General features: G+C 66.2%; 1 protein-coding gene. It reads right to left on the reverse strand.

Translation table 11 applies throughout. The annotated features are described in order from the left end of the window. Window positions 1-7: 7 nt before the first annotated feature. Entirely contained in the window at window positions 8-1405 is a 1398-nt protein-coding gene (locus ACT3UL_RS19195; protein ID WP_444579997.1) for an IS30 family transposase, read from the reverse strand. Window positions 1406-1454 lie beyond the last annotated feature (49 nt).

Below are 1454 nucleotides of genomic sequence, written 5' to 3' on the forward strand. Positions count from 1 at the left end.
GGCGGATTCAATTGATCCTCGCAACACCAGTTTGTTCGAGTGAGCGTACCTGCTCGGCGAATACTTCGGCGGGGGTCCGCCAGCCCAGAACCTTTCGCGGTCGGTTGTTGACCGCCAGGGCGACGGCCTCAAGGTCCTCTGCGGTCCATCGAGACAGGTCGGTGCCCTTGGGGAAGTACTGTCGTAAGAGGCCGTTGGTGTTCTCGTTCGTCGGTCGCTGCCAGGGAGAGTGAGGGTCGGCGAAGAACACCTGTGTCCCGGTCTCCAGCGCGAACTGCGCATGGCCCGAGAGTTCCTTGCCGCGATCCCAGGTGAGAGTCTTGCGCACTTGCTCGGGGAGCTTCGTCATCGCTTCCTTCAGGGCGGTGTTCATCGCGACGGCACCGTAGCCGCCCAGTGCGGGTCCGTTCTTCGCGTAGGGCCTCTCGCCCCAGCCCTCCAACCGAGGCAGATGCACCAGCAGCGTGGAGCGGCTGGACCGCTCGATGATCGTTCCGATCGCGGAGCGTCCGGTGCCGATGATCAGGTCGCCCTCCCAGTGCCCAGGCACTGCACGGTCCTCGGCCTCGGCCGGGCGCTGGCTGAGCACGACATCGGAGGTCACATGTCCCTGCGGTTTGTTCCGTGAACGGGCGCGGGGCACGCGCAGCGCACGCCCCGTGCGCAGGCACGCAGCGAGCTCGCGCTTGAGCGCGCCGCGGCCCTCGATGAACAAGGACTGATAGATCGCCTCGTGACTGATGCGCATGTTCTCATCCTCGGGAAAGTCGAGTATCAGCCGGTTGGAGATCTGCTCCGGGCTCCACGCCGTCGCCCACCGACGGTCCTGGCGTCGTGGCTTGTTCCGCCCCTTCCATCGCGGTGCATCCGGACCTGCGGCAGTCGTCCCGTCCGCGTAGGAGATGGACCCGTCGAGGCGTTCCTGCACGTAGTCACGCAATCGCGCGTTCGTTACGAGCTTGGCCGTCTTCGGACGACGCGCCACGAGTTCAGCCTTCCACTGCGCGACGCCCGCCCGGTACTCAAGCTTTCCCCCACGGGTCGCAGCGTTCCGTCGCAGCTCCCGAGAGATCGTCGACGGATCGCGCCCGAGGCGACGGGCCGCCTCGCGCACGCCCACACCCTGCGCTCGGAGTAACGCGAGCTCTTCACGCTCGTTGAAGGACAGGTACCGGCCCACCGGCTCATCGAGACTGATCAACGGCATCCCGCCATGCTCGCGGAACCATCGTGAGCCCACCGCGGTCGACACGCCCACCGCGACTCCCGCGTCTTCGCTGGTCAGCCCCTCGCCGATCTTGACCCAGAACTTGCGTTGCACCTCCCGACGAATCGGTGGCCGCCCCGGAGACCTCATCGCTGGCCGACCCGTCTGCGTCACCATCCACTCCGGATGCCGTCCCATCAACACCTCCATAGCCGGGGGTGTTGCGAGGACTGATTGAATCCGCCCA

It is taken from the genome of Brachybacterium sp. 107, assembly GCF_052379725.1.
GTDB lineage: Bacteria > Actinomycetota > Actinomycetes > Actinomycetales > Dermabacteraceae > Brachybacterium.

Bases quoted from the DNA above. Each gene is read 5' to 3' on its own strand.
- ACT3UL_RS19195 (WP_444579997.1), bottom strand. From the start codon at position 1,405: ATGGGACGGCATCCGGAGTGGATGGTGACGCAGACGGGTCGGCCAGCG.